This is a genomic window from Halomonas sp. ATBC28 (assembly GCF_005937175.1).
GTDB classification, from domain to species: domain Bacteria; phylum Pseudomonadota; class Gammaproteobacteria; order Pseudomonadales; family Halomonadaceae; genus Vreelandella; species Vreelandella titanicae.
This window is the reverse complement of record NZ_VCQL01000127.1, coordinates 1-434: the sequence shown is the minus strand read 5'-3', so window position 1 is coordinate 434 and position 434 is coordinate 1. Positions and strand designations below refer to the sequence as shown.

Annotated in this window: 1 protein-coding gene; it reads left to right on the top strand. The window is 57.6% G+C overall.

From position 1 onward, the window contains the following. On the top strand, positions 1-434 hold a 434-nt coding region (locus E0L35_RS25655; protein ID WP_138801742.1), incomplete at both ends, for an ABC transporter permease.

Sequence of the window (434 nt, the reverse complement as noted above, 5' to 3'; positions counted from 1 at the left end):
ATTGAGATCCCTCCCAATTTCGGGCGCGATATCGCGCGTGGTACGCCCGTGGAACTCGGTGTCTGGATCGACGGTGCGATGCCGAGCCGCGCCGAAACGGTAAAAGGCTACGTGCAGGCCATGCACCAGAGCTGGCTACAGGATGTGGCGAGCCGACAGTCCACACCCGCCAGCCAAAGCGGGCTGATGAATATTGAGACGCGCTATCGCTATAACCCGGACGTAAAAAGCCTGCCGGCGATTGTTCCGGCGGTGATCCCGCTTCTGCTGATGATGATCCCGTCAATGCTAAGCGCCCTTAGCGTGGTGCGGGAAAAAGAGCTAGGGTCGATTATCAACCTTTACGTGACCCCCACCACCCGTAGCGAATTTTTACTTGGCAAACAGCTGCCATACATCGCGCTGGGGATGCTGAACTTTTTCCTGCTCTGCGC